This window comes from Bradyrhizobium arachidis (genome assembly GCF_024758505.1).
Classification (GTDB): Bacteria; Pseudomonadota; Alphaproteobacteria; order Rhizobiales; family Xanthobacteraceae; genus Bradyrhizobium; species Bradyrhizobium manausense_C.
In genome coordinates, this window is record NZ_CP077970.1 from 9,135,184 (window position 1) to 9,152,799 (window position 17,616).

Genomic DNA, 17,616 nt, shown 5'->3' on the forward strand with positions numbered 1-17,616 from the left:
CCGCAATGAGCGATTGGCTGCACAATCTGCCGGTGCCGTGGATGGCGCTGGTGATTTTTGGCTTCACTTATCTGCTGGCCGCTTCGATCTACGCCGTGGTTGCGAGGCTTGCGACGGAGAAGCGCGCGGCATCGTTCAAGGCGATTTCGCCGGGCATGCTGCCGGTGCTCGGCATCATCTTCGGCCTGTTCGTCGCGTTCACGGCCGCGCAGGTCTGGGGCGACAGCGACCGCGCCAGCGCGGCCGTAAGCCGCGAGGCCAGCGCTCTGCGCAGCGCCGTGCTGCTCGGCGCCGGACTGCCGGCAGAGACGGAGGCCAGGCTGCAAGGCTACGTGCGCGCCTATGTCGAACAGGCCGCAACCGTGGAATGGCCGATGATGGCCCGGCATGCGGCATCGCTCAAGGCGGCGCCGCCCGCGCTCGCCGACGCCTTGCAGCTCGTCATCACCATGACGCCGCGGGGCGCGGGCCAGCAGACCGCGCAACGCGAGATCGTCACCGCCCTCGAACAGGCGCTCGATGCGCGCCGGCAGCGGATCATCATCAGCATGGCCGCTGTCAATCCGGTGAAGTGGTGGTGCCTATATCTGCAGGCCGCGTGCGCCTTGCTGGTGATCGGCCTCGTCCATTGCGACAATCGCCTCGCGGCGTCGATTGCGATGGGCCTGTTCGCAACCGGTGTCGCCGCCTCAGTACTGCTGATCGCCGCACATGACCGTCCCTTCACGGGCGAGATCTCGATCACCCCGGAGCCGCTGCTTCAGATCATGCCGGATGCGCCGCCGAAGCGGGGCTGATCGCGCAGTCGAGCATCCATTGCACGCCAAAACGGTCGGTCAGCTTGCCGTAGTAATCGCCCCAGGGCTGGATGCCGAGCGGCGTGGTGATCGTACCGCCTTCGGCTAGCCTCTGGAACAGCTCCGTCGTCGCTTGCGCGTCGTCCATCATGAGGATGTGGGCGGAGCCGCGCATCGGCTCGGCATCGTCATTGTCGGATGCGTAGAAGCAGATGCCGGGGCCTTCGAATTTGGCGTGCATGATCTTGCCGCGCATCGCGGGGTTTTTGAGCGGCATTCCCCCCTCGCCATGACGCATCATGTGCGTCACTTGGCCGAGGCCGCAGGCGGTGTAGAAGGCGAGCGCCGGCTCGCATTGGGTGGTGAAGAAGAGATAGTTCGACAGTTGCATGTACCGCGCTCCCGTTTGTGTTGATCAGGCCTCAGCACAGGCGTTCAGCGCCGCCACGCGGCAGGCCGACGCAATCGCCGCGCTGACCTCCTTGTCGGCAACCGCGCGCGCCATGGTGACGCCGCCGGACAGAATCGAGAGCAGCGCCCAGGCGCGGGCGCGTTTCTCTTTGCGCGAGCGGCCCAAGAGTCCGTCGGCGACCGCGTTCACGACGCCCTCAATCGCGGCCTCGAACACCGTCTTGATCTCTGCATCGGCACGCTGCACCTCGGAAGTCAGGCTCTGAAGTGCGCAGCTCGAACCGAGCTCGCAGACCCGCTTTTGTCCGAGATAGAAGTCGACGAACACCTCGACCCATTTGGCGCCGTGCTCATCGCGCAAATTCTCCACCGCAACGCGCAGCTCCTCGAGGCCGGCGACGAGCGCCGCCTTGAAGGCCTCGCCCTTGGACGAAAAGTGCCCGTAGAACGCGCCGGATGTCACCTCGGCCTCCTTGGCGAGGCCATCGACGCCGATGCCGCCATAGCCCTGGCGGCGGAAGCCGCGGCCGGCAGCAGCAAGCATTCGCGCACGGGCCTCTTCCTTGTGCCCAGCCTTGTAGCGCATGATCGGGTCCCTTTACATAACGATCGTGATTTTATGCTTGACAGCATGCGCCCCACGTGCGATTGCCATCACGATCGTTATATAACGATCGCAATCTTATCGCAAGCGATCGCGCAAGCGTTCGCGTGCTGACATCAAGGGAGCATCAGTCATGCCGATCAACGTCCTTGCCACCGATGGCATTCTCAGCGCGGCCGCACAGCAACAGGTGTTTGCTGAATTGACGGACTCGTTTCTCAGGCATCATGACCTCACGGGAAATCCGTTCATCACGCCGAATGTGATTGGCGAGATCAACACCATCCCGAAGGGCCGGTCGTTCGCCGGCGGCGCAGCAAACGACATCGTCGTGGTGGAGCTGAAGGTGCCGTCCTTCGCGCTGGCAACGCCGGCGCAGAAGGCGGGCTTCATCGCTGATGCCACCGAGATCGTATTCAAGGCGGCCGGCGGCAAACATCCGCGTGAGCGCATCTTCGTCAACATGGTCTATGCGGTGGACGGCCTCTGGGGCATCGGCGGCAAAGCCTACACCAATGCCGAGCTCGGCGAAGCGGTGAGCCTGGCGAGCGTCGCGTAGAGATCGGCCAACATGGAAATGCCGGCGTCGTCCGCGCGGCGCCGGCGCCGATTTGCGCTCAGCCTGACAAGGCTGCTCACGGCACCGATTGCCAGCCCTTGGGGGTCCAGCGCAGCAACCGGTCGGAGAGCGGTTTAGGCGAGCGGGACATGACGTTCCTGGTCAACGCGCGCAGGGCATCGACCGCGGCACTGGAGTCCTCGCTGGAATAGAGCAGGACGTCGGCCGCCGGCACCGCGACAAGCAACACGCCGCCCTGGGCCTTTGCCAGCGGCGCCCAGGAATCGACCAGCGCCAGCCGGCTGGTTTGATAATAGTCGCCGGTCAGGCTGCCGAACTGACCGTGCGGGATCGCCTTCGCAACCTCTGTCAGAGGCCTCACACCGCGGCGGACATTGGCAATCCCGATGTCGAACGACTGGGTCAGGGTGAGGCCCAACGCGTCGCGATCCCTATCGTTGAGCAGTCGCACCGTGCGCGGCGAATCGAGCACCGGCACCAAGACCAGCCCTTCGACAAGAGGCCTCGACGGAACCACGGCTTTCAGCCCAAGCTGTTCCTGGCTTTGCCGGATGTATTCGGCTGATCGAACGACGACGCGAAGGGCCTCTTTGGTCGGCCGATCGCCCTGATTGCGCGTCGCCTCGACGACACCCCGAATAAAAATGCGAAGCTCCGTAGCGCAGCCGTTCGCATTGGCTTTGCAGAACGCATAGATGCGATCGAGATTGGCTTGAGCGGACCCGATCGACAGCGTCAGAGGCGCCTTGATGACGACCTGAACGTCGCGCATCTCCTTGCGCAGCTGTTCGGCGACGAAGGCCGTAAAGCCAGGTTCGTCCGTGGGCATTTGTGCACTTGCGGGCGCGGCAGCAAACAGGTGAATGGCGGCACACGCAACAGCCAGCCACCGCCACATCCTGTTCATGTGAGGAAAACCCTGCGGCCACACAGCTGGCGTGACGGGCGTCCATCGCCGGTCATGAGCGCTCATCCAGCGCCGACGTCATTGCTGTGACACCGGCGAACACTCGCCGATCGCTCAGTAGCAATAGCGCGGATCGACCTGGACGTAGTAGCCGTCGGGACGCTGCATATAGCAACCACGCTGATAGGCGTAATAGCCGGAGCGGCGGCGCTCGCCTTCAGAGGCAATCGCCGCACCCGTGCCCGCGCCGACGACGGCGCCGATCGCAGCGCCGCGGCCGCCGCCCATGGCACCGCCGAGGATTGCGCCGCCGACGCCGCCGATGATCGCGCCGCCAATGGCGTCCTGTGCCGTGGCTTCATGCACCGGCATCGCCATCGCCATCGCAACCGTCAGACACGCCGCAATTCCAAGACCTCGAAGCATCTGCCATCCTCCATTGTGAAGCGGCCAGTCATAGCCTCCGCCGCGATTCCAGGCCAGCATATTTGCTCGGCTCGCAGGGACGACCGGCTCATGGCGCGCCGGCCCCTCCCGCTGTCGTCCCCCGCATTTTACTTCCCGAGCCTGAACGACAGCAGCATGGCATCAGGCGCCTGCTTGAATTCCCTGGTCACGGCGTCGCGCACGATTGCGGAAAGCTCGGCCAGCGGCTTGGCGTCGTAGACCCGGGGAAATTGCACCGTCACCGAGGTCAGCCGGCCATTGTGCCAGTTGAATCCGACCTGCGGCTTGGTGCCGGTCGACTGCTCGAGATCGCTCTCCACCGCCTTGGCCTCCGCAAAGCCTTCCCTGATCGTGCTCACGACATCGCAGGCGGACAGTGTCAGAGCACAGACGAGAAGCAAGGCGGTTCTAAACATCAGGCCTCCATGGCGATGCCGGCAGTCAACTACTGCGTGCATGATGGGCCAACTGCTGCTGAGTTGACAAGGCCGTGCGATCGGCGCCTACGGCTTGAGCCAGCGCTGCACGGCCTCGGCCGTGTCAGCCGGCGTCGTGTTGAAGCAGATGGCGGCGTCCGGGGCCAGGCGGTGGATGAGGTTGAGCACCTTCTCGAACAGCAGCAGGCGCGTCTTCGGCTCGCGCAATCCGGCGCCGATCAGGATGCAATCGAAGCGCTCGTCGCGCAGCACCGCCGTGACTACGACTTCCGCAGTTTCGTCGAGGTCGATCAGGCAGCTCGTCACCTCATAGCCGAGATCGCGCAGGCGCAGGAGCTGCGCCTCGATGTAGGAGCGAACGAGCTCGGGCGTGAGCTGCGGAAAGGTGCTGTAATCCGCACTTCCAGGCTCAATGCCGATCGCAAGCACGCGCTTGGCCATGCAGCGCTCCAGGTGACATTGTGCGACCGCTGCGCGTGCAGCAGCCTGACTGCCAACGGCGATACGGGCTCCCGGGTTCCCTGTTCCCTGCGCGCGGTCTCACGCCGCCGTCGAGCGAATGGCCGCCGCGATCGTCCTCAGCGACTGCCGCGCCGCAGGATCGGCAAGGCTCGCATAGAGCACGAGATCGCGCGATGGCAGCGCCGGCAGGCCGAGCTCGGGGCCGACATCGACCGAGCCTGGCGGCGCGACGCGGCGACCGAGCACGGCAATCGCAAGCCCGGCGGACACCGCAGCGGCGATGGTGCCAACCCCACCACCGACAAAAACTTCGGTCCACGGAATTTTGGCCGCGTCGAGCGCCGCGATGCCCATGCCGCGCATGGCGCAGGATTGCGAATGCGCGGCGAGCGGCAGCGGATCGCCGGGACGATGCGCGAAATCGCGCGCGGCCATCCAGCCGAACGCTTCGGAGAGCAACACCTCGCCGCCGCGACGTCCGCCGTCATGTCCGATCACGACGACTGCGTCGAGCGCGCCAGCGTCAAAGGATTCGAGCAGGTCGCGCGAGCTGCCGACATGCATCTCGAGCAGGAGACTGGGTTCGGCGCGCTTCACACGCTGAAGCAGCAGCGGCAGCTCGGCGCCGACGGCGTGGTCGCTGATTCCGACCACGAGCCGCCGCCGTTCGCTCGCAAACGCATCGAGCGCGTTGCCATGGGCTGCGATCAGCATGCGCGCGCGGTCGAGGAAGAGCTGGCCTGCGGCGGTGAGGCGAACCCGCCGCGGCGTCCGCTCGAACAGGCGCCGGCCGAGCCCGTCCTCGAGCCGCTTGATCTTCAGGCTCACCGCCGACTGCGTCGACTCCATCGCCTCGGCGGCGCGGGTGAAGCTGGCGAGATCGGCGACCAGGACGAAAGCCTGGACGGATTCGACATCGAGCGCCTTCATGGCCATTCATGACAAACTCAAATCATTGAAATATGTTTCCATACGATTTTCGAATGGTCAAGACAGCCCTATCCTCCTGACCGTCAATGCTCGATCAGGAGACCGCCCCATGCCGCTCACCCGTGTTTCCCTGCGCCGCGGAAAGCCCGCCGCCTACCGGCAGGCCATTCTCGATGGCCTCTACGAGGCGATGCGCGAAACCTTTGACGTGCCCGCCGACGACTTCTTCATGCTGGTCACGGAGCACGAGACGGCCGACTTCCACTGCAGCCCGAACTATCTCGGCGTGGCGCGGAGCGACGACCTCGTCGTCATTCAGTTGACCGTCAGCAACACGCGCAACGTGGCGCAGAAGAAGGCGCTCTATCGCCGGATCGTCGAAAAGCTCACCGCCAATCCCGGCCTGCGCGCGGAGGACGTCCTGATCAGCCTGGTCGAGACGCTGCCCGAGAACTGGTCGCTCGGCTACGGCCTGGCCCAATACGCCAAGGACGCGGCGGCCTGAGAGGCGCTGAAGTATGCACCGCCATCGCGAGAATCGGCTTGGCGAGAATCAGCTTGTGTTGCCAGGCACCGCAACGGCGGTGCCGGGCAACGCGACGGCGCTCGCGCGGCGCTTCATCAGCGCGCGTTCCCGCTCATTGGTCGCGAGCTGTGCGGCGGCTTCGAACGCGAGATGCGCCTCCGCGTAGTGGCCGAGCTTCTCCAACAAATCGCCGCGAACCGCAGGCAGATGGTGATAGGCCCTCAGCGCCCGCTCGTCAGCGATGGCGTTCACGACGTCGAGCCCTGCTTGCGGGCCTTCGGCCATGCCGACGGCAACCGCACGGTTGAGCTCGATGACCGGCGAGCGCACCAGCCGCGCCAGCTCGGTGTAGAGCGCGGCGATGCGCCGCCAATCGGTGGCGGCGGCGTTATCAGCGGTGGCGTGACAGGCGACGATGGCGGCCTGTAGCGCGTAAAACCCGCCTGAGCCGCCGAGTTCACAGGCACGGTCAAGCGAGCGCAGGCCGCGACGGATCTGCAACTGGTCCCAGAGCGAACGATCCTGGTCCATCAGCAGAATGGGATCTCCGTTCGCATCGGTTCGTGAACTCATTCGCGAGGCGTTCAGCTCCATCAGGGAGATGAGGCCATGAACCTCCGGTTCCTGCGGCGCCAGGCCGACGAGTACGCGGCCCATGCGCAGCGCCTCCTCGCAGAGTTGAGGCCGTAGCCATTCCTCGCCGCGTGCGGCCAGGTAGCCTTCGTTGAAGATGAGATAGACAACTTCCAGCACCGAGGCGAGACGCTCGGACAGCGCCTCGCCGCTCGGCGTCTCATAGGCGAGACCGGACTCGGACAGCGTCCGCTTGGCGCGCAGGACGCGCTGGGCGATGGTTGCTTCCGGCACGAGACAGGCACGTGCAATCTCAGGGGTGGTCAGGCCGCAGATCATGCGCAACGCCAACGCAGCGCGCGCCTCGCGCGACAGGATCGGATGACAGGCCGTGAAGATGAGCCGCAGCAGCTCATCTCCGATGTCGTCGTCGAGCGCGGCATCGTAATCCGGCACGGCGTCCTGCTCCTGCAACATGTCCCGCGCCAGCATGTCGTGCTTGTGTGCGAGCATCTTGCCGCGACGCAGATGATCCAGCGCGCGGCGCTTGGCCGTGGTCACGAGCCAGGCGCCGGGGTTGTCGGGCACGCCGCTGATCGGCCAGGCCTCGAGCGCCGCAACCAGCGCGTCCTGGGTCAGCTCCTCCGCCAGCGGCACGTCACGCAGCATCCGCGACAGCGTCGCGATCAGCCGCGGCTGCACGATGCGCCAGGTCGCGTGGATCGTGGCGCGGATGACGCGATCGGTGTCGGCGGCGGTCATCGCCGCCGACCGTGGCGAGCATTGGTAACCATCAGGCGTGTGCAGCTATCTTTGATCGCGCATCGACCTCGCAGGCCCCGTCCACGCCCGGTGTCGCGAACGCGCGCAATTCGCAGGTGCCTTCCCAGCCCGGCATGTGGTCGAGGTGCAGCTGCATGAATTCCTTGGCCATGGCCAGGGCCTCCTCCTTGTCGCGCAGCTCGAAGATGGCGTAGCCGCCGATCACCTCCTTGGCCTCGACGAAGGGGCCATCGATGACGCTGAGCTGGCCGTCGGTGATGCTCACCCGGGCGCCGGTCGCAAGCGGCATCAAGCCGCCATTGTCGATCATCCGGCCAGCCTTGATCTCCCGCTCGGAAATCTTCAGCATTGCCTCCATCAAGGCCGGGGACGGCCCTGCGGAAGGCTTTGGCGAGGTGACGATGTACATGAAGCGCATGCGAAACTCCTCTTGAGGCGAGAAGCGGCCAAATCGGCCGCCAAATCCGCTCGCTTAAGGAGTTGACGATCCAGCCGGCCCCGGATCGACATGGGCGGTGAAAAAATTTCGCAGCCGGCCGGCGTCTACTGCCGCAGCATGATCAGGGGGTCGGCCGTATCGGGAACACGCCGCCATTGCGCGTTGTCGTCGGCCTCGAACTGCCAGGTTGCGCCCGCCTTCGACATCAGGATGATCTGGCCGCGCTCGAGCCGCCATTGCGTCGGGTTGAACTGCGCAATCGCCGGATCGCATTTCGGCTTGACGAAGACCTGGAAGTTATCCGGGCCGGATTCGGTATTGGTAAGCACGAGCGAACAGATCGGCTGGCCGTTGCCGCGCACCATCGCCCAGTCGCCGATCATCTGATCCATCGACTTCGCCATTGAGCGGGCGGCCGCAAGGTTTTGCAGAATGTAGACCCCCTCGCCCTGCCGCAGGCCTTCAAAAATGCCCGCTTCGACCTCGGTGAAGTCGATCACGGCCTCGCCGGTCGCGTCCTGCAGGCGCACGATGTCGAGGCCTTTCACGCTCCAGGCCGCGATGTCCTTGGTGAAGGGCAGCGCGGTCTTGCAGGCAGGCTCGAGCTCGAGCTTCGAGCCCTGCCCGGCAGCGTCTCCTTTGAGCGTGACGACGCAGGTCTTGCTGCGCTCGGTGGTCGAGAGCTCCCACTGCCCGATCATGTCCTTCTTCAGGGCATCCTGCGCATGCGCAAGACCTGTCGCGGCGACAAGCGCCACGACGGATAGCGCTGCAACCCTGAAAAACGACATCAGCGGGCCTTCACCGGGGTTTCCGGAACCGGCGTCAGCGGCGGCTTGCCGGAGAACCAGGTCTTGAGATTGTCGACCACGAGCTGGTCCATCGCGTTGCGGGTGACCACTGAGGCCGAACCGATATGCGGCAGCAGGAGGACGTTCTGCATCGCCTTCAACTCGTCGGGCACGTTCGGCTCGGCGGCGAACACGTCGAGGCCGGCTGCGAGAATGGTGCCTGACTTCAGCGCCTGGATCAGCGCGGGCTCGTCGACGACAGAACCGCGCGCGACGTTGATCAGCACGCCACGGGGCCCGAGCGCCTTCAACACCTCGGCATTGATCATCTTGTTGGTGCCGGCACCGCCGGGCACGATGACGACGAGCGTATCGACTTCCTTCGCCATCTGGATCAGGTCGGGATAGTGCTTGTAGGAGACGTCCTTCGACGGATTGCGCGAGTGATAGACGACGGGCACGTTCGACGCCTCGATCCGGCGCGCGATGGCCTGGCCGATGCGGCCCATGCCGACGATGCCGACCTTGCGGTCGCGCAGCGAGCCCACGCTCAGCGGATAGTTCTGGGTCTGCCACAGGCCGGACCGCACATAACGGTCGGCCTTGATGAACTCGCGCAAGGTCGCCAGCAGGAGCCCCATCGCAACGTCGGCGACCTCTTCGGTCAGCACGTCGGGGGTATTGGTGACGATGATGTTGTGCTCGCGCGCATAGGCCGTATCGACGTGATCGTAGCCGACGCCGAAATTCGAGACGATCTCGAGCTTCGGAAGCTGCGACAGCGAATTCTTGTCGGCGCGCACGGTGTGATAGGTCACCGCCACGCCGCGAATCTTTTCGCGGACCGCCGGCGTCAGCCGCTCGAGGTCGCCGTGGGTCTCGGCCTTATGCACGACGAAATGATCGGAAAACCCGTTCTCCAGGATCGGCCGCACCGGCCCATAGATCAGAAGGTCGATCTTTTCGGACGAAATCGGACCGGTAGACATCAGGTATCCTTTCCAAGCGCGCTTTCATGCCAGCGCCGCAAAACGAGGTGGGAAATTAGCGCCAGCAGCCCATAGATGACAATCCCGGCAAGCGACAACAACAGCAGCGCTGCGAACATGCGGGGTATGTTGAGACGATAGCCTGACTCGGCGATCCGATAGGCGAGCCCCGAGCCGGCGCCGGCCGTACCGGCCGCGATCTCGGCCACGACGGCGCCGATCAGCGACAATCCGCCGGCAATGCGCAGGCCGCCCAGGATGTAAGGCAGGGCCGATGGCAATTTCAGGAAACGCAGGGTTTGCTGGCTTGACGCGCCATAAAGCTGGAACAGGCCGGCGAGATTGCGGTCGACCGAGCTCAACCCGAGCGTGGTGTTCGACAGCACCGGAAAGAATGCGACGATGAAGGCGCAGACGACGACGGCGGTCTGCTGGTCCAGATAGATCAGCAGCAGCGGCGCGATCGCGATGACAGGCGTCACCTGGAGGATGACGGCATAGGGGAACAGCGAATACTCCACCCATTTCGACTGGTTGAAGAGCAGCGCCAGCGCGATGCCGCCGACGGCGGCCGCGATGAACCCTTCGAGCGTGGTGAGAAGCGTGGTCGCGAGGGATTGCGACAGCACCCCCCAGTCGTTGATCAGCGTAAGAATGATGGCCGAGGGCGCCGGCAGCACGTAAGGCGGGATCTGCTTGATACGGACCACGAGTTCCCAGGCGAGAAGGCCGGCCGCGAACACGACGACGGGCAGGACGAAGCGCACCGCCTGCAACGCGCCATTGCCGGACGGTTTGGCTGGCTGCGCGCTCATAGCACCGCCTGCCCGGAATAGGATGGCGCGAGGGCGGCTGACACGCGGCGGCAATAATCGGCATAGGCCGCGGAGGTACGAAACGCCTCGCCGCGCGGCTCGACCGTCTCGACGCGGATGTCGGCCTGGATTCGCCCCGGCCGCGCCGTCATCACCACGACGCGCTGCGACAGATAGACTGACTCGAACACCGAATGGGTGACGAAGATGACGGTCTTGCGCAGGCCGCGCCACAGCGTCAGCAGATCATTGTTGAGGCGAAAGCGCGTGATCTCGTCGAGCGCGGCGAACGGCTCGTCCATCAGGAGAATGTCGGGATCGGTGACCAATGCGCGCGCCAACGAAACCCGCATCTTCATGCCGCCCGAGAGCTCGCGCGGGAACGCCTCGGCGAAGTCGGTGAGCCCAACGCTGGCGAGCGCATCGTCGACCCGGGCGTTCGCATCGTGCTTCATCACGCCCGCAAGCTTCAGCGGCAGTCGCACGTTTTCGCGCACGCTGGTCCAAGGCATCAAGGTCGGCTCCTGGAACACGAAACCGATACCGTGCCCGGGCTGCGGGACGCCTTCGTGGCGCGCGACCCGCACCGTGCCGGAACTGGGCGCGGCGAGGCCCGCGATCAGGCGCAGCGCGGTGGACTTGCCGCAGCCGGACGGCCCAAGCAGCGAGATGAACTCGCCCTTGGGCACCGCGAGATCGAGCGGCCCCAGCGCCATGACGCCATTGTCATAGGCCTTGGTCACGGCGCGCAAGCTCACGCTGAGCGCCGTCAGGCCGCCATTGGCCCCGGACGATGCCGTGACATCGGACATCGGCGGCTTACTTGCCGGGACGCAGCTCGACGCCGACACCCTTGTTGACGAAGCGCAGCGTGTAGGATTTGCGGTAGTCGAGGTCGCGCTTGATGACGCCGGCCTTCACCATCTTGTCGAAGAAGGAGGTGTAGCGTTCGTCGCTCATCGCGCCGATGCCGTCCTTCATCGAGTCGCCGGAATCGACGATGCCGAATTCCTTCATCTTGGCAACGGAATAGGCCAGCAGCTCGTCCGTCATCTCCGGATTGAGCTTCTTGATCATGGCGTTGCCGGCCGAATTGTCGCGATAGAGATAATTGTACCAGCCGACCACGGAGGCATCGACGAAGCGCTGCACGAGGTCCGGCTTCTTGTCGACGATCTCCTTGCGGGTCTCGATCAGCGTCGAATAGGTGTTGAAGCCGGAATTGGCGAGCAGGATCACGTTCGGCTTGAAGCCCGCAGCCTTCTCCACCGCAAACGGCTCGGAGGTCACGTAGCCCTGCATCGCGCTCTTGGGGTTGGCGATGAACGGCTGCGGATTGAAATTATAGGGCCGGACGTTCTTCTCGTTAAAACCGTATTCGGACTTCAGCCACTGGAAGTAGCTGGTCATGCCTTCCTTGGAGACGAATAGCGTCAGCGGCTTCAGATCGTCGATCTTGCCGAGTTTCACGTCCGGATGGGTCAGCATCACCTGCGGATCCTTCTGGAACATCGCGGCGACCGTGATCACGGGCACGTTGTTGGCGACTGCATCGAACGACATCAGCGTGTTCGCGGCCATGAAGAAGTCGATCTTGCCGGCGATCAGCAGCATCCGGTTGTTGTCGTTGGGACCGCCGGGAACGATGGTGACGTCGAGGCCGTACTTCTTGTAGGTGCCGTCGGCGGCCGCCTGGAAGAAGCCGCCATGCTCGGCCTCGGCGACCCAGTTGGTGCCGAAGGACACCTTGTCCAGGGTTTCGGCCCGCGCGGGCAGCATCGCGAGCAGAGCCGCAGCGAGCGCACCCGTTAACGCTCGGCCGAGATGAATGGGGCGCATGATTGGACTCCGTCGATCGTTCTGGCCCATGATAGGGACAACCTTATAGGGACAACTTTGGAGATTTTGGGGGACGCGGCGCTAGCGAGCGGCGCCCCCTTGGGAAGAGACCGACAAACTACCGTGCAAATTCGCGCAAAGAAACCTCGATGACACCGCCCCGCGACTGGACCGAGATCCGCTGGCCCGACACGGCGCCTGGCGACCGGGCGCGATGGATCGCGGTGCTGCCGCTGGCGGCGACCGAGCAGCATGGCCCGCATCTGCCGCTCGAGACCGACGTGATGATCGCGGATGCCTATCTCGCGCGCGTCGGCGAGTTACTGCCGGACACTGTCCCGGCCACGTTCCTGCCCGTTCAACCCGTCGGGATTTCCACCGAACATATCGACTATCCGGGCACGCTGACGCTGCCGACCGAGGCTGCGCTGAAGAGCTGGACCGCGATCGGCGAGGACGTCGCCCAGGCCGGCCTGCGCAAGCTCGTCATCGTCACCAGCCATGGCGGCAATAGTGCTGCGATGATGCTGGTCGCCCAGGATCTGCGCGCCCACCACAAGCTTTTCGTGGTGACGACGTCATGGTCGCGACTCTGCGGCGCGGACAAGCTGTTCACCGCCGATGAGGTGCGCCACGGCATTCATGGCGGCGCGGTCGAGACGTCGATCATGCTCGCAAAATATCCGGCGCATGTGCGCATGGAGGCGATCGCCGATTTCCAGCCGAGCAGCGTTGCGATGGAAAAGCAGTATCGCTGGCTGTCGACGCAACGACCCGCGCCCTTCGCCTGGCAGGCGCAGGATCTGCACGAAAGCGGTGCCGTCGGCAACGCGACGCTGGCCTCGCCCGAGAAGGGCGAAGCGCTCATCGATCACGGCGCGCGCGCCTTCTGCGAGCTGCTCGCCGAGGTCGATAACTTCGACGTGAACAGGCTCAAAGCCGGACCCCTCGCCTAGCTCCCATCCTGCTGAGATTCCTCGGAAATCGGCCTGCGTTGCAGGCCGACTTTTCGCACTTCGAACCGGAATTGGGGAGCCTCCGTCCAATTGGCACGCGGGCCACAACGGGCCGCCTCAACCGGATGGAGTTTGAAAATGTCGATCAAGACCAAGATTGCCGCCGCTGCCCTTGCAGCCCTGACCATCACCGCCAGCGTTGCGACCACCACCTCGACCGCCCAGGCCAAGCCGCTCGGCTGGGGCTGGGGCGTCGGAGCCGGCATCGCCACCGCCGCCATCGTCGGCACCGCGGTCGCCGCCAGCAACCCTTATCCCTATGGCTACGGCTACACCCGCTGCGGCTGGGTCGCCCAGTATGACGCCTTCGGCCGTTACATGGGCCGCGTCCGCACCTGCTACTGATTTCCTGCTGAGGCCGATTCCTTAGTGGATCCTGCGTCCGACACGGGCGCCTCATCCACCCCGTGTCGTGCCCCCGACCCGCCCGGTTGTCCCCCCGGGCGGGTCATCATTTTGGGGCGCTGGAAGACGCTTTGGGTTGTTGCACCCCCGTCACACTCGGATGCGAACCCATCTCTGCGGTGAATCGCGCTAGTTGCTATTGCGAATTACTCGCAATAAGGTTCTGAGACATTACCGGGACTTGGGAAGAAACCGCGTCGGTCGGCGATCATCTGGTCGAACTGGCGACATCCAACCCCGCTGATGACAGGATCGCCCCGAATCTGCAGGGATACCGGGGCCGGTGGGGACAATTCGCGCTTGGGGGCGGCGGGGTGAGAGTAAAGCGTCTACGATTATTGCGAGCTTCCGCCGCGAGCGCCTTCGTGACCACCTTGGGCATGCTGGCCGTCAATGAGGCGGCGCCGGCGGCCGATCTGCCGCTGAAGACGCCGGCGTGGAAGGCCGTCTACGACTGGACCGGATTTTATATCGGCGCGCATGCAGGCTATGGCCGCGGCTCCTCGAATTTCGTCCTGAGTGACCCCGCGGCGATCACCGGCAACGGCGTCTTCAGCGGCATGATCGGGGGCGTGCAGGCCGGCTACAACTATCGGCTCAACTCTGGCCTGCTCGTCGGCGTCGAAGGCGATTTCTCGTTTCCCAACTACATCATCTCGAACTCGATCGTCTCGGCGCTGGCGTCGGGCGCCAACGACGTCACCCAGCAATGGGACTACACCGCAAGCCTGCGCGGCCGCGTCGGCTACACCAGCGGTCCGTGGCTGCTCTACGCAACCGGCGGCTTCGCATGGATGGGCGAGCGCTATTTCAACACGCCTGCCGTCGGCGTCGATCCAAAAATCCTGAACACGAGGCCGGGCTGGATCGCGGGCGGCGGCGTCGAATACGCCTTCGCGCCGCATTGGAGCGCGCGGCTCGAATATCTCTACAGCCGCTTCGATGCGGCCAACGTCACCTTCGCATCGGGCGCGCAGTACACCTCCTCGGCGCTCGACTTCCAGTCGATCAGGCTCGGCCTCAACCGCAAGGTCGATTGGCCGGGCATGCCGAGCTACAATCCAAAATCGTCGCTGATCGACACCGAGTCGGATCGCTGGGAGATCCACGGCCAGAGCACCTATCTGCCGCAGGGCTACGGATCCTTCCGCGCGCTCTACACTGGACCGAACTCGCTCTCTCCGTCGGCGCAGGCCAAGGCGACCTGGAGCAACAGCCTGTTCCTGAACGCGCGGCTGTGGGAGGGCGGCGAGGTCTATTACAACCCCGAACTGCTCCAGGGTTTTGGGTTGAACGACACGGTCGGCGCCGCGGGCTTCCCGAATGGCGAGGCGCAGAAATCGAACTTCCCCTACCCGCACTACAACACCTCGCGCCTGTTCCTGCGCCAGACCTTTGGTTTTGGTGGCGAGCAGGAGGAGCTCGCGAGCGGCCAGTTGCAGCTCGGGCAAAAGGTCGACGTCTCGCGCCTGACCATTCAGGCCGGCAAATTCCCCGTGATCGACGTGTTCGACGGCAACGCCTACGCCAAGGACACCCGCAAGGATTTCATGAACTGGTCGCTATGGGCGCCGGGCGCCTTCGACTATTCGGCCGACAAGGTCGGCCTCACCTATGGCGTCACCGCCGAGCTCAACCAGAAGAACTGGGCGCTGCGCGGCGGCTATTTCCTGATGGTGGCGGAGTCCAACTCGAACCATTTCGACACCAGGGTCCCCGAGCGCGGCCAGTATCTGATCGAGCTGGAGACGCGTTTCTCATTGTTCTCGCAGCCCGGCAAGCTCAGGACCATCGGCTGGGTCGACAGCGCCAACATGGGCAGTTTTCGCGAGACGCTGGACAATCCCGCGCTCAATCTCGACATCTCGCAGACGCGCCGCGGCCGGCTGAAATACGGCTATGTGCTCAATCTCGAACAGGCGATCACAGACGATGTCGGCCTGTTCAGCCGCTGGAGCTGGAACGATGGCCACACCGAAACGCTGGCCTTCACCGACATCCATCGCAGCCTGTCGGCCGGATTGTCGATCAAGGGAACCAAATGGGGCCGGCCCGACGACGTAATCGGCATCGGCGGCGCCGTCAACGCCATCTCGCAGGACTATCGCGATTTCCTCGCCGCCGGTGGGCTCGGCGTGCTCGTCGGCGACGGCGCGCTCAACTACCGCAAGGAGCGCATCCTCGAGGCGTACTATGCCTATGCGCTGAACAAGAGCTTCACCTTCACAGCCGACTACCAGCTCATCACCAACCCCGCCTATAACGCCGATCGCGGCCCGGTCTCGATCTTCTCGGGGCGGCTGCACGGGGAGTTCTGAGGGATAGAGCGTTTTTCGAGCGAAGTGGACACCGGTTCGCGTCAAGAAAACGCGTCAAAACGAGAATCGAGAGCCCCGATCCGATTCCATCGGAACGGAAAAGGCTCTATTTCCGCCTGCGGCAATTTGGGCGGAACCCGGCAATGTCAGCGTCGAATGCCTATATAGTGGGTTTGGTCCGGCGACCGCCTGACCAGGTGCCTCCAATCATTCGCGTGCAATGCTCTCCCTCGAACTCGCTATCGTCGTCGTCCTGATTGTCGTCAACGGCCTGCTCTCCATGTCGGAGCTCGCCGTCGTCTCGTCGCGCCCGGCGCGCCTGGCCATCCTCGCCAACAGGGGCGTACGCGGCGCCCAGCGCGCACTGGCCCTGGCGTCGGATCCCGGACGGTTCCTGTCGACGGTTCAGATCGGCATCACGCTGGTGGGCGTACTCTCCGGCGCGTTCTCCGGCGCGACGCTCGGACAACGGCTGGCGCAATGGCTGGTCGAGCTCGGGCTGTCGTCGGGGGCGGCCGACATCGTCGGCGTCGGCATCGTCGTCACCGTGATCACCTATGCGACCCTGATCGTCGGCGAGCTCGTGCCGAAACAGGTGGCGCTGCGCGATCCCGAAAGCATCGCCGTGAAGGTCGCACCGGCGATGGAGCTGCTTGCAAAAATCTCGCTGCCGCTGGTGCTGCTGCTCGACCTCTCCGGCAAGGTCATCCTCACGCTGCTCGGCCGCGGCGGCAAGGCGGAGGAGACGGTTTCCGAGGACGAGATCCATCACATCGTCCACGAAGCCGAGAGCGCCGGCGTGCTGGAGCCCGGCGAGAAGGAGATGATCGCGGGCGTGATGCGGCTCGGCGACCGGCCGGTCGGCGCCGTCATGACGCCGCGCACCGAGGTCGACGAGATCGATCTCAGCGACGATCCGGCTGATATCCGCGAGATCATCGCAAAAAGCCCGCATTCGCGCTTTCCCGCCTCCGACGGCGACCGCGAAAGGCCGATCGGCGTGCTCCAGGCCAAGGATCTGCTGGTCGCCTACATGAACGAACGCTCGCCGGATCTGCGCGCGCTGGTGCGCGAGGCTCCGGGCATTCCGGCCTCGGCGGACGCGCGCGACGTGCTCGCGATCCTAAGGGCGGCACCGGTTCATGTCGGTCTCGTCTATGACGAATATGGCGGCTTCGAAGGCGTGGTCACCGCGGCCGACATATTGGAATCGATCGTCGGCGCCTTCCACTCCGAGGAAGGACCGCCGGAGCCGGCCTACGTCAAGCGATCAGATGATTCGCTGCTGATCGAGGGCTGGATGCCGGTCGACGAATTCGGCGAGTTGCTCGGCATCGAGCTGCCGCGGCATCACCGCTTCCATACCGTGGCGGGGCTCGTGCTGCAGCAGTTCAACGTGCTGCCCAACGTCGGCGACGCCTTCGATCTCGGCGGCTGGCATATCGAGGTGATCGACCTCGACGGCCGACGAATCGACAAGATTTTGGCGACACGCAGGGAGCAGGCGGCGGCGTAGCACGACGGCGCCGCCTTGTCCGGGGCGCGCA

General features: G+C 64.7%; 21 protein-coding genes. 7 read left to right on the forward strand and 14 right to left on the reverse strand.

What is annotated here, in order from left to right:
* Positions 1-5 precede the first annotated feature (5 nt).
* Entirely contained in the window at positions 6-797 is a 792-nt protein-coding gene (locus tag KUF59_RS42560) for a bestrophin-like domain (protein ID WP_212458008.1), read from the forward strand.
* On the opposite strand, the gene KUF59_RS42565 is transcribed toward KUF59_RS42560, so the two are convergent.
* Entirely contained in the window at positions 766-1,188 is a 423-nt protein-coding gene (locus KUF59_RS42565) for a VOC family protein (RefSeq protein WP_212458009.1), read from the reverse strand. The genes KUF59_RS42560 and KUF59_RS42565 overlap by 32 nt on opposite strands.
* Before the next feature lie 24 nt (positions 1,189-1,212).
* Positions 1,213-1,794 carry a TetR/AcrR family transcriptional regulator gene (locus KUF59_RS42570; RefSeq protein ID WP_212458010.1) on the reverse strand — a complete coding sequence of 194 codons (582 nt, stop codon included), beginning with the start codon at positions 1,792-1,794 and terminating at the stop codon, positions 1,213-1,215.
* A gap of 151 nt (positions 1,795-1,945) precedes the next feature.
* On the opposite strand from KUF59_RS42570, the gene KUF59_RS42575 reads away from it, so the two are divergent.
* On the forward strand, positions 1,946-2,371 hold the full coding sequence (locus tag KUF59_RS42575; RefSeq protein WP_212458011.1) for a Tautomerase enzyme: 426 nt from the start codon (positions 1,946-1,948) through the stop codon (positions 2,369-2,371).
* A gap of 76 nt (positions 2,372-2,447) precedes the next feature.
* Here the strand turns inward: KUF59_RS42575 and KUF59_RS42580 are convergent, their stop codons facing one another.
* The 5 genes from KUF59_RS42580 to KUF59_RS42600 all read right to left on the reverse strand — a co-directional run bounded on the left by KUF59_RS42580 (position 2,448) and on the right by KUF59_RS42600 (position 5,575).
* Positions 2,448-3,323 carry a DUF1444 domain-containing protein gene (locus tag KUF59_RS42580; protein ID WP_258768037.1) on the reverse strand — a complete coding sequence of 292 codons (876 nt, stop codon included), beginning with the start codon at positions 3,321-3,323 and terminating at the stop codon, positions 2,448-2,450.
* Between the two features lie 90 nt (positions 3,324-3,413).
* Positions 3,414-3,725, reverse strand: a complete 312-nt coding sequence (locus tag KUF59_RS42585) for a hypothetical protein (RefSeq protein WP_212458012.1) — start codon at positions 3,723-3,725, stop codon at positions 3,414-3,416.
* Between the two features lie 128 nt (positions 3,726-3,853).
* Complete coding sequence (locus tag KUF59_RS42590) at positions 3,854-4,162, reverse strand: hypothetical protein (RefSeq protein WP_212458013.1); 309 nt, start codon at positions 4,160-4,162, stop codon at positions 3,854-3,856.
* An 87-nt stretch (positions 4,163-4,249) separates the two neighbouring features.
* Positions 4,250-4,624, reverse strand: a complete 375-nt coding sequence (locus KUF59_RS42595) for a hypothetical protein (protein ID WP_212458014.1) — start codon at positions 4,622-4,624, stop codon at positions 4,250-4,252.
* A 99-nt stretch (positions 4,625-4,723) separates the two neighbouring features.
* The gene (locus KUF59_RS42600; protein WP_212458015.1) at positions 4,724-5,575 is read right to left on the reverse strand and encodes a LysR family transcriptional regulator; all 852 of its coding nucleotides are present in this window, start codon (positions 5,573-5,575) and stop codon (positions 4,724-4,726) included.
* A 109-nt stretch (positions 5,576-5,684) separates the two neighbouring features.
* On the opposite strand from KUF59_RS42600, the gene KUF59_RS42605 reads away from it, so the two are divergent.
* Entirely contained in the window at positions 5,685-6,080 is a 396-nt protein-coding gene (locus KUF59_RS42605) for a tautomerase family protein (protein ID WP_212458016.1), read from the forward strand.
* Positions 6,081-6,128: 48 nt separating this feature from the next.
* On the opposite strand, the gene KUF59_RS42610 is transcribed toward KUF59_RS42605, so the two are convergent.
* The 7 genes from KUF59_RS42610 to KUF59_RS42640 all read right to left on the reverse strand — a co-directional run bounded on the left by KUF59_RS42610 (position 6,129) and on the right by KUF59_RS42640 (position 12,330).
* On the reverse strand, positions 6,129-7,436 hold the full coding sequence (locus KUF59_RS42610) for an RNA polymerase sigma factor (protein ID WP_258768038.1): 1,308 nt from the start codon (positions 7,434-7,436) through the stop codon (positions 6,129-6,131).
* A 31-nt stretch (positions 7,437-7,467) separates the two neighbouring features.
* The gene (locus KUF59_RS42615; protein ID WP_212458018.1) at positions 7,468-7,875 is read right to left on the reverse strand and encodes a YciI family protein; all 408 of its coding nucleotides are present in this window, start codon (positions 7,873-7,875) and stop codon (positions 7,468-7,470) included.
* 125 nt (positions 7,876-8,000) lie between these two features.
* Positions 8,001-8,687 (reverse strand): AprI/Inh family metalloprotease inhibitor, encoded by a 687-nt coding sequence (locus KUF59_RS42620; RefSeq protein ID WP_212458019.1) that lies wholly within the window; start codon positions 8,685-8,687, stop codon positions 8,001-8,003.
* The gene (locus tag KUF59_RS42625) at positions 8,687-9,676 is read right to left on the reverse strand and encodes a 2-hydroxyacid dehydrogenase (protein ID WP_212458020.1); all 990 of its coding nucleotides are present in this window, start codon (positions 9,674-9,676) and stop codon (positions 8,687-8,689) included. Before KUF59_RS42625 ends, KUF59_RS42620 begins: the two co-directional genes overlap by 1 nt.
* Positions 9,676-10,491 (reverse strand): ABC transporter permease, encoded by an 816-nt coding sequence (locus KUF59_RS42630; protein WP_212458021.1) that lies wholly within the window; start codon positions 10,489-10,491, stop codon positions 9,676-9,678. The genes KUF59_RS42625 and KUF59_RS42630 overlap by 1 nt, the downstream gene beginning before the upstream one ends.
* Positions 10,488-11,303 (reverse strand): ABC transporter ATP-binding protein, encoded by an 816-nt coding sequence (locus KUF59_RS42635; protein ID WP_212458022.1) that lies wholly within the window; start codon positions 11,301-11,303, stop codon positions 10,488-10,490. The genes KUF59_RS42630 and KUF59_RS42635 overlap by 4 nt, the downstream gene beginning before the upstream one ends.
* 7 nt (positions 11,304-11,310) lie before the next feature.
* Positions 11,311-12,330, reverse strand: a complete 1,020-nt coding sequence (locus KUF59_RS42640; protein ID WP_212458023.1) for an ABC transporter substrate-binding protein — start codon at positions 12,328-12,330, stop codon at positions 11,311-11,313.
* Between the two features lie 149 nt (positions 12,331-12,479).
* Between KUF59_RS42640 and KUF59_RS42645 the strand changes: the two genes are divergently transcribed.
* From KUF59_RS42645 to KUF59_RS42660, 4 genes are all read left to right on the forward strand, one after another.
* Complete coding sequence (locus KUF59_RS42645; protein WP_212458024.1) at positions 12,480-13,286, forward strand: creatininase family protein; 807 nt, start codon at positions 12,480-12,482, stop codon at positions 13,284-13,286.
* A 138-nt stretch (positions 13,287-13,424) separates the two neighbouring features.
* Positions 13,425-13,691 (forward strand): hypothetical protein, encoded by a 267-nt coding sequence (locus tag KUF59_RS42650; protein ID WP_212458025.1) that lies wholly within the window; start codon positions 13,425-13,427, stop codon positions 13,689-13,691.
* 440 nt (positions 13,692-14,131) lie between these two features.
* A complete protein-coding gene (locus KUF59_RS42655) occupies positions 14,132-16,069 on the forward strand; it encodes a carbohydrate porin (RefSeq protein ID WP_212458178.1) in 1,938 nt (645 codons plus the stop codon).
* A gap of 220 nt (positions 16,070-16,289) precedes the next feature.
* Positions 16,290-17,585 (forward strand): hemolysin family protein, encoded by a 1,296-nt coding sequence (locus KUF59_RS42660; RefSeq protein WP_212458026.1) that lies wholly within the window; start codon positions 16,290-16,292, stop codon positions 17,583-17,585.
* Positions 17,586-17,616 lie beyond the last annotated feature (31 nt).

What these genes read in the sequence shown, in the direction of transcription:
- KUF59_RS42660 (WP_212458026.1), top strand. Translation starts at nt 16,290, where the DNA reads ATGCTCTCCCTCGAACTCGCTATCGTCGTCGTCCTGATTGTCGTCAAC.
- KUF59_RS42560 (WP_212458008.1), top strand. Translation starts at nt 6, where the DNA reads ATGAGCGATTGGCTGCACAATCTGCCGGTGCCGTGGATGGCGCTGGTG.
- KUF59_RS42620 (WP_212458019.1), bottom strand. Translation starts at nt 8,687, where the DNA reads ATGTCGTTTTTCAGGGTTGCAGCGCTATCCGTCGTGGCGCTTGTCGCC.
- KUF59_RS42565 (WP_212458009.1), bottom strand. Translation starts at nt 1,188, where the DNA reads ATGCAACTGTCGAACTATCTCTTCTTCACCACCCAATGCGAGCCGGCG.
- KUF59_RS42630 (WP_212458021.1), bottom strand. Translation starts at nt 10,491, where the DNA reads ATGAGCGCGCAGCCAGCCAAACCGTCCGGCAATGGCGCGTTGCAGGCG.
- KUF59_RS42595 (WP_212458014.1), bottom strand. Translation starts at nt 4,624, where the DNA reads ATGGCCAAGCGCGTGCTTGCGATCGGCATTGAGCCTGGAAGTGCGGAT.
- KUF59_RS42640 (WP_212458023.1), bottom strand. Translation starts at nt 12,330, where the DNA reads ATGCGCCCCATTCATCTCGGCCGAGCGTTAACGGGTGCGCTCGCTGCG.
- KUF59_RS42585 (WP_212458012.1), bottom strand. Translation starts at nt 3,725, where the DNA reads ATGCTTCGAGGTCTTGGAATTGCGGCGTGTCTGACGGTTGCGATGGCG.
- KUF59_RS42610 (WP_258768038.1), bottom strand. Translation starts at nt 7,436, where the DNA reads ATGACCGCCGCCGACACCGATCGCGTCATCCGCGCCACGATCCACGCG.
- KUF59_RS42615 (WP_212458018.1), bottom strand. Translation starts at nt 7,875, where the DNA reads ATGCGCTTCATGTACATCGTCACCTCGCCAAAGCCTTCCGCAGGGCCG.
- KUF59_RS42655 (WP_212458178.1), top strand. Translation starts at nt 14,132, where the DNA reads ATGCTGGCCGTCAATGAGGCGGCGCCGGCGGCCGATCTGCCGCTGAAG.
- KUF59_RS42625 (WP_212458020.1), bottom strand. Translation starts at nt 9,676, where the DNA reads ATGTCTACCGGTCCGATTTCGTCCGAAAAGATCGACCTTCTGATCTAT.
- KUF59_RS42635 (WP_212458022.1), bottom strand. Translation starts at nt 11,303, where the DNA reads ATGTCCGATGTCACGGCATCGTCCGGGGCCAATGGCGGCCTGACGGCG.
- KUF59_RS42570 (WP_212458010.1), bottom strand. Translation starts at nt 1,794, where the DNA reads ATGCGCTACAAGGCTGGGCACAAGGAAGAGGCCCGTGCGCGAATGCTT.
- KUF59_RS42605 (WP_212458016.1), top strand. Translation starts at nt 5,685, where the DNA reads ATGCCGCTCACCCGTGTTTCCCTGCGCCGCGGAAAGCCCGCCGCCTAC.
- KUF59_RS42590 (WP_212458013.1), bottom strand. Translation starts at nt 4,162, where the DNA reads ATGTTTAGAACCGCCTTGCTTCTCGTCTGTGCTCTGACACTGTCCGCC.
- KUF59_RS42575 (WP_212458011.1), top strand. Translation starts at nt 1,946, where the DNA reads ATGCCGATCAACGTCCTTGCCACCGATGGCATTCTCAGCGCGGCCGCA.
- KUF59_RS42600 (WP_212458015.1), bottom strand. Translation starts at nt 5,575, where the DNA reads ATGAAGGCGCTCGATGTCGAATCCGTCCAGGCTTTCGTCCTGGTCGCC.
- KUF59_RS42645 (WP_212458024.1), top strand. Translation starts at nt 12,480, where the DNA reads ATGACACCGCCCCGCGACTGGACCGAGATCCGCTGGCCCGACACGGCG.
- KUF59_RS42650 (WP_212458025.1), top strand. Translation starts at nt 13,425, where the DNA reads ATGTCGATCAAGACCAAGATTGCCGCCGCTGCCCTTGCAGCCCTGACC.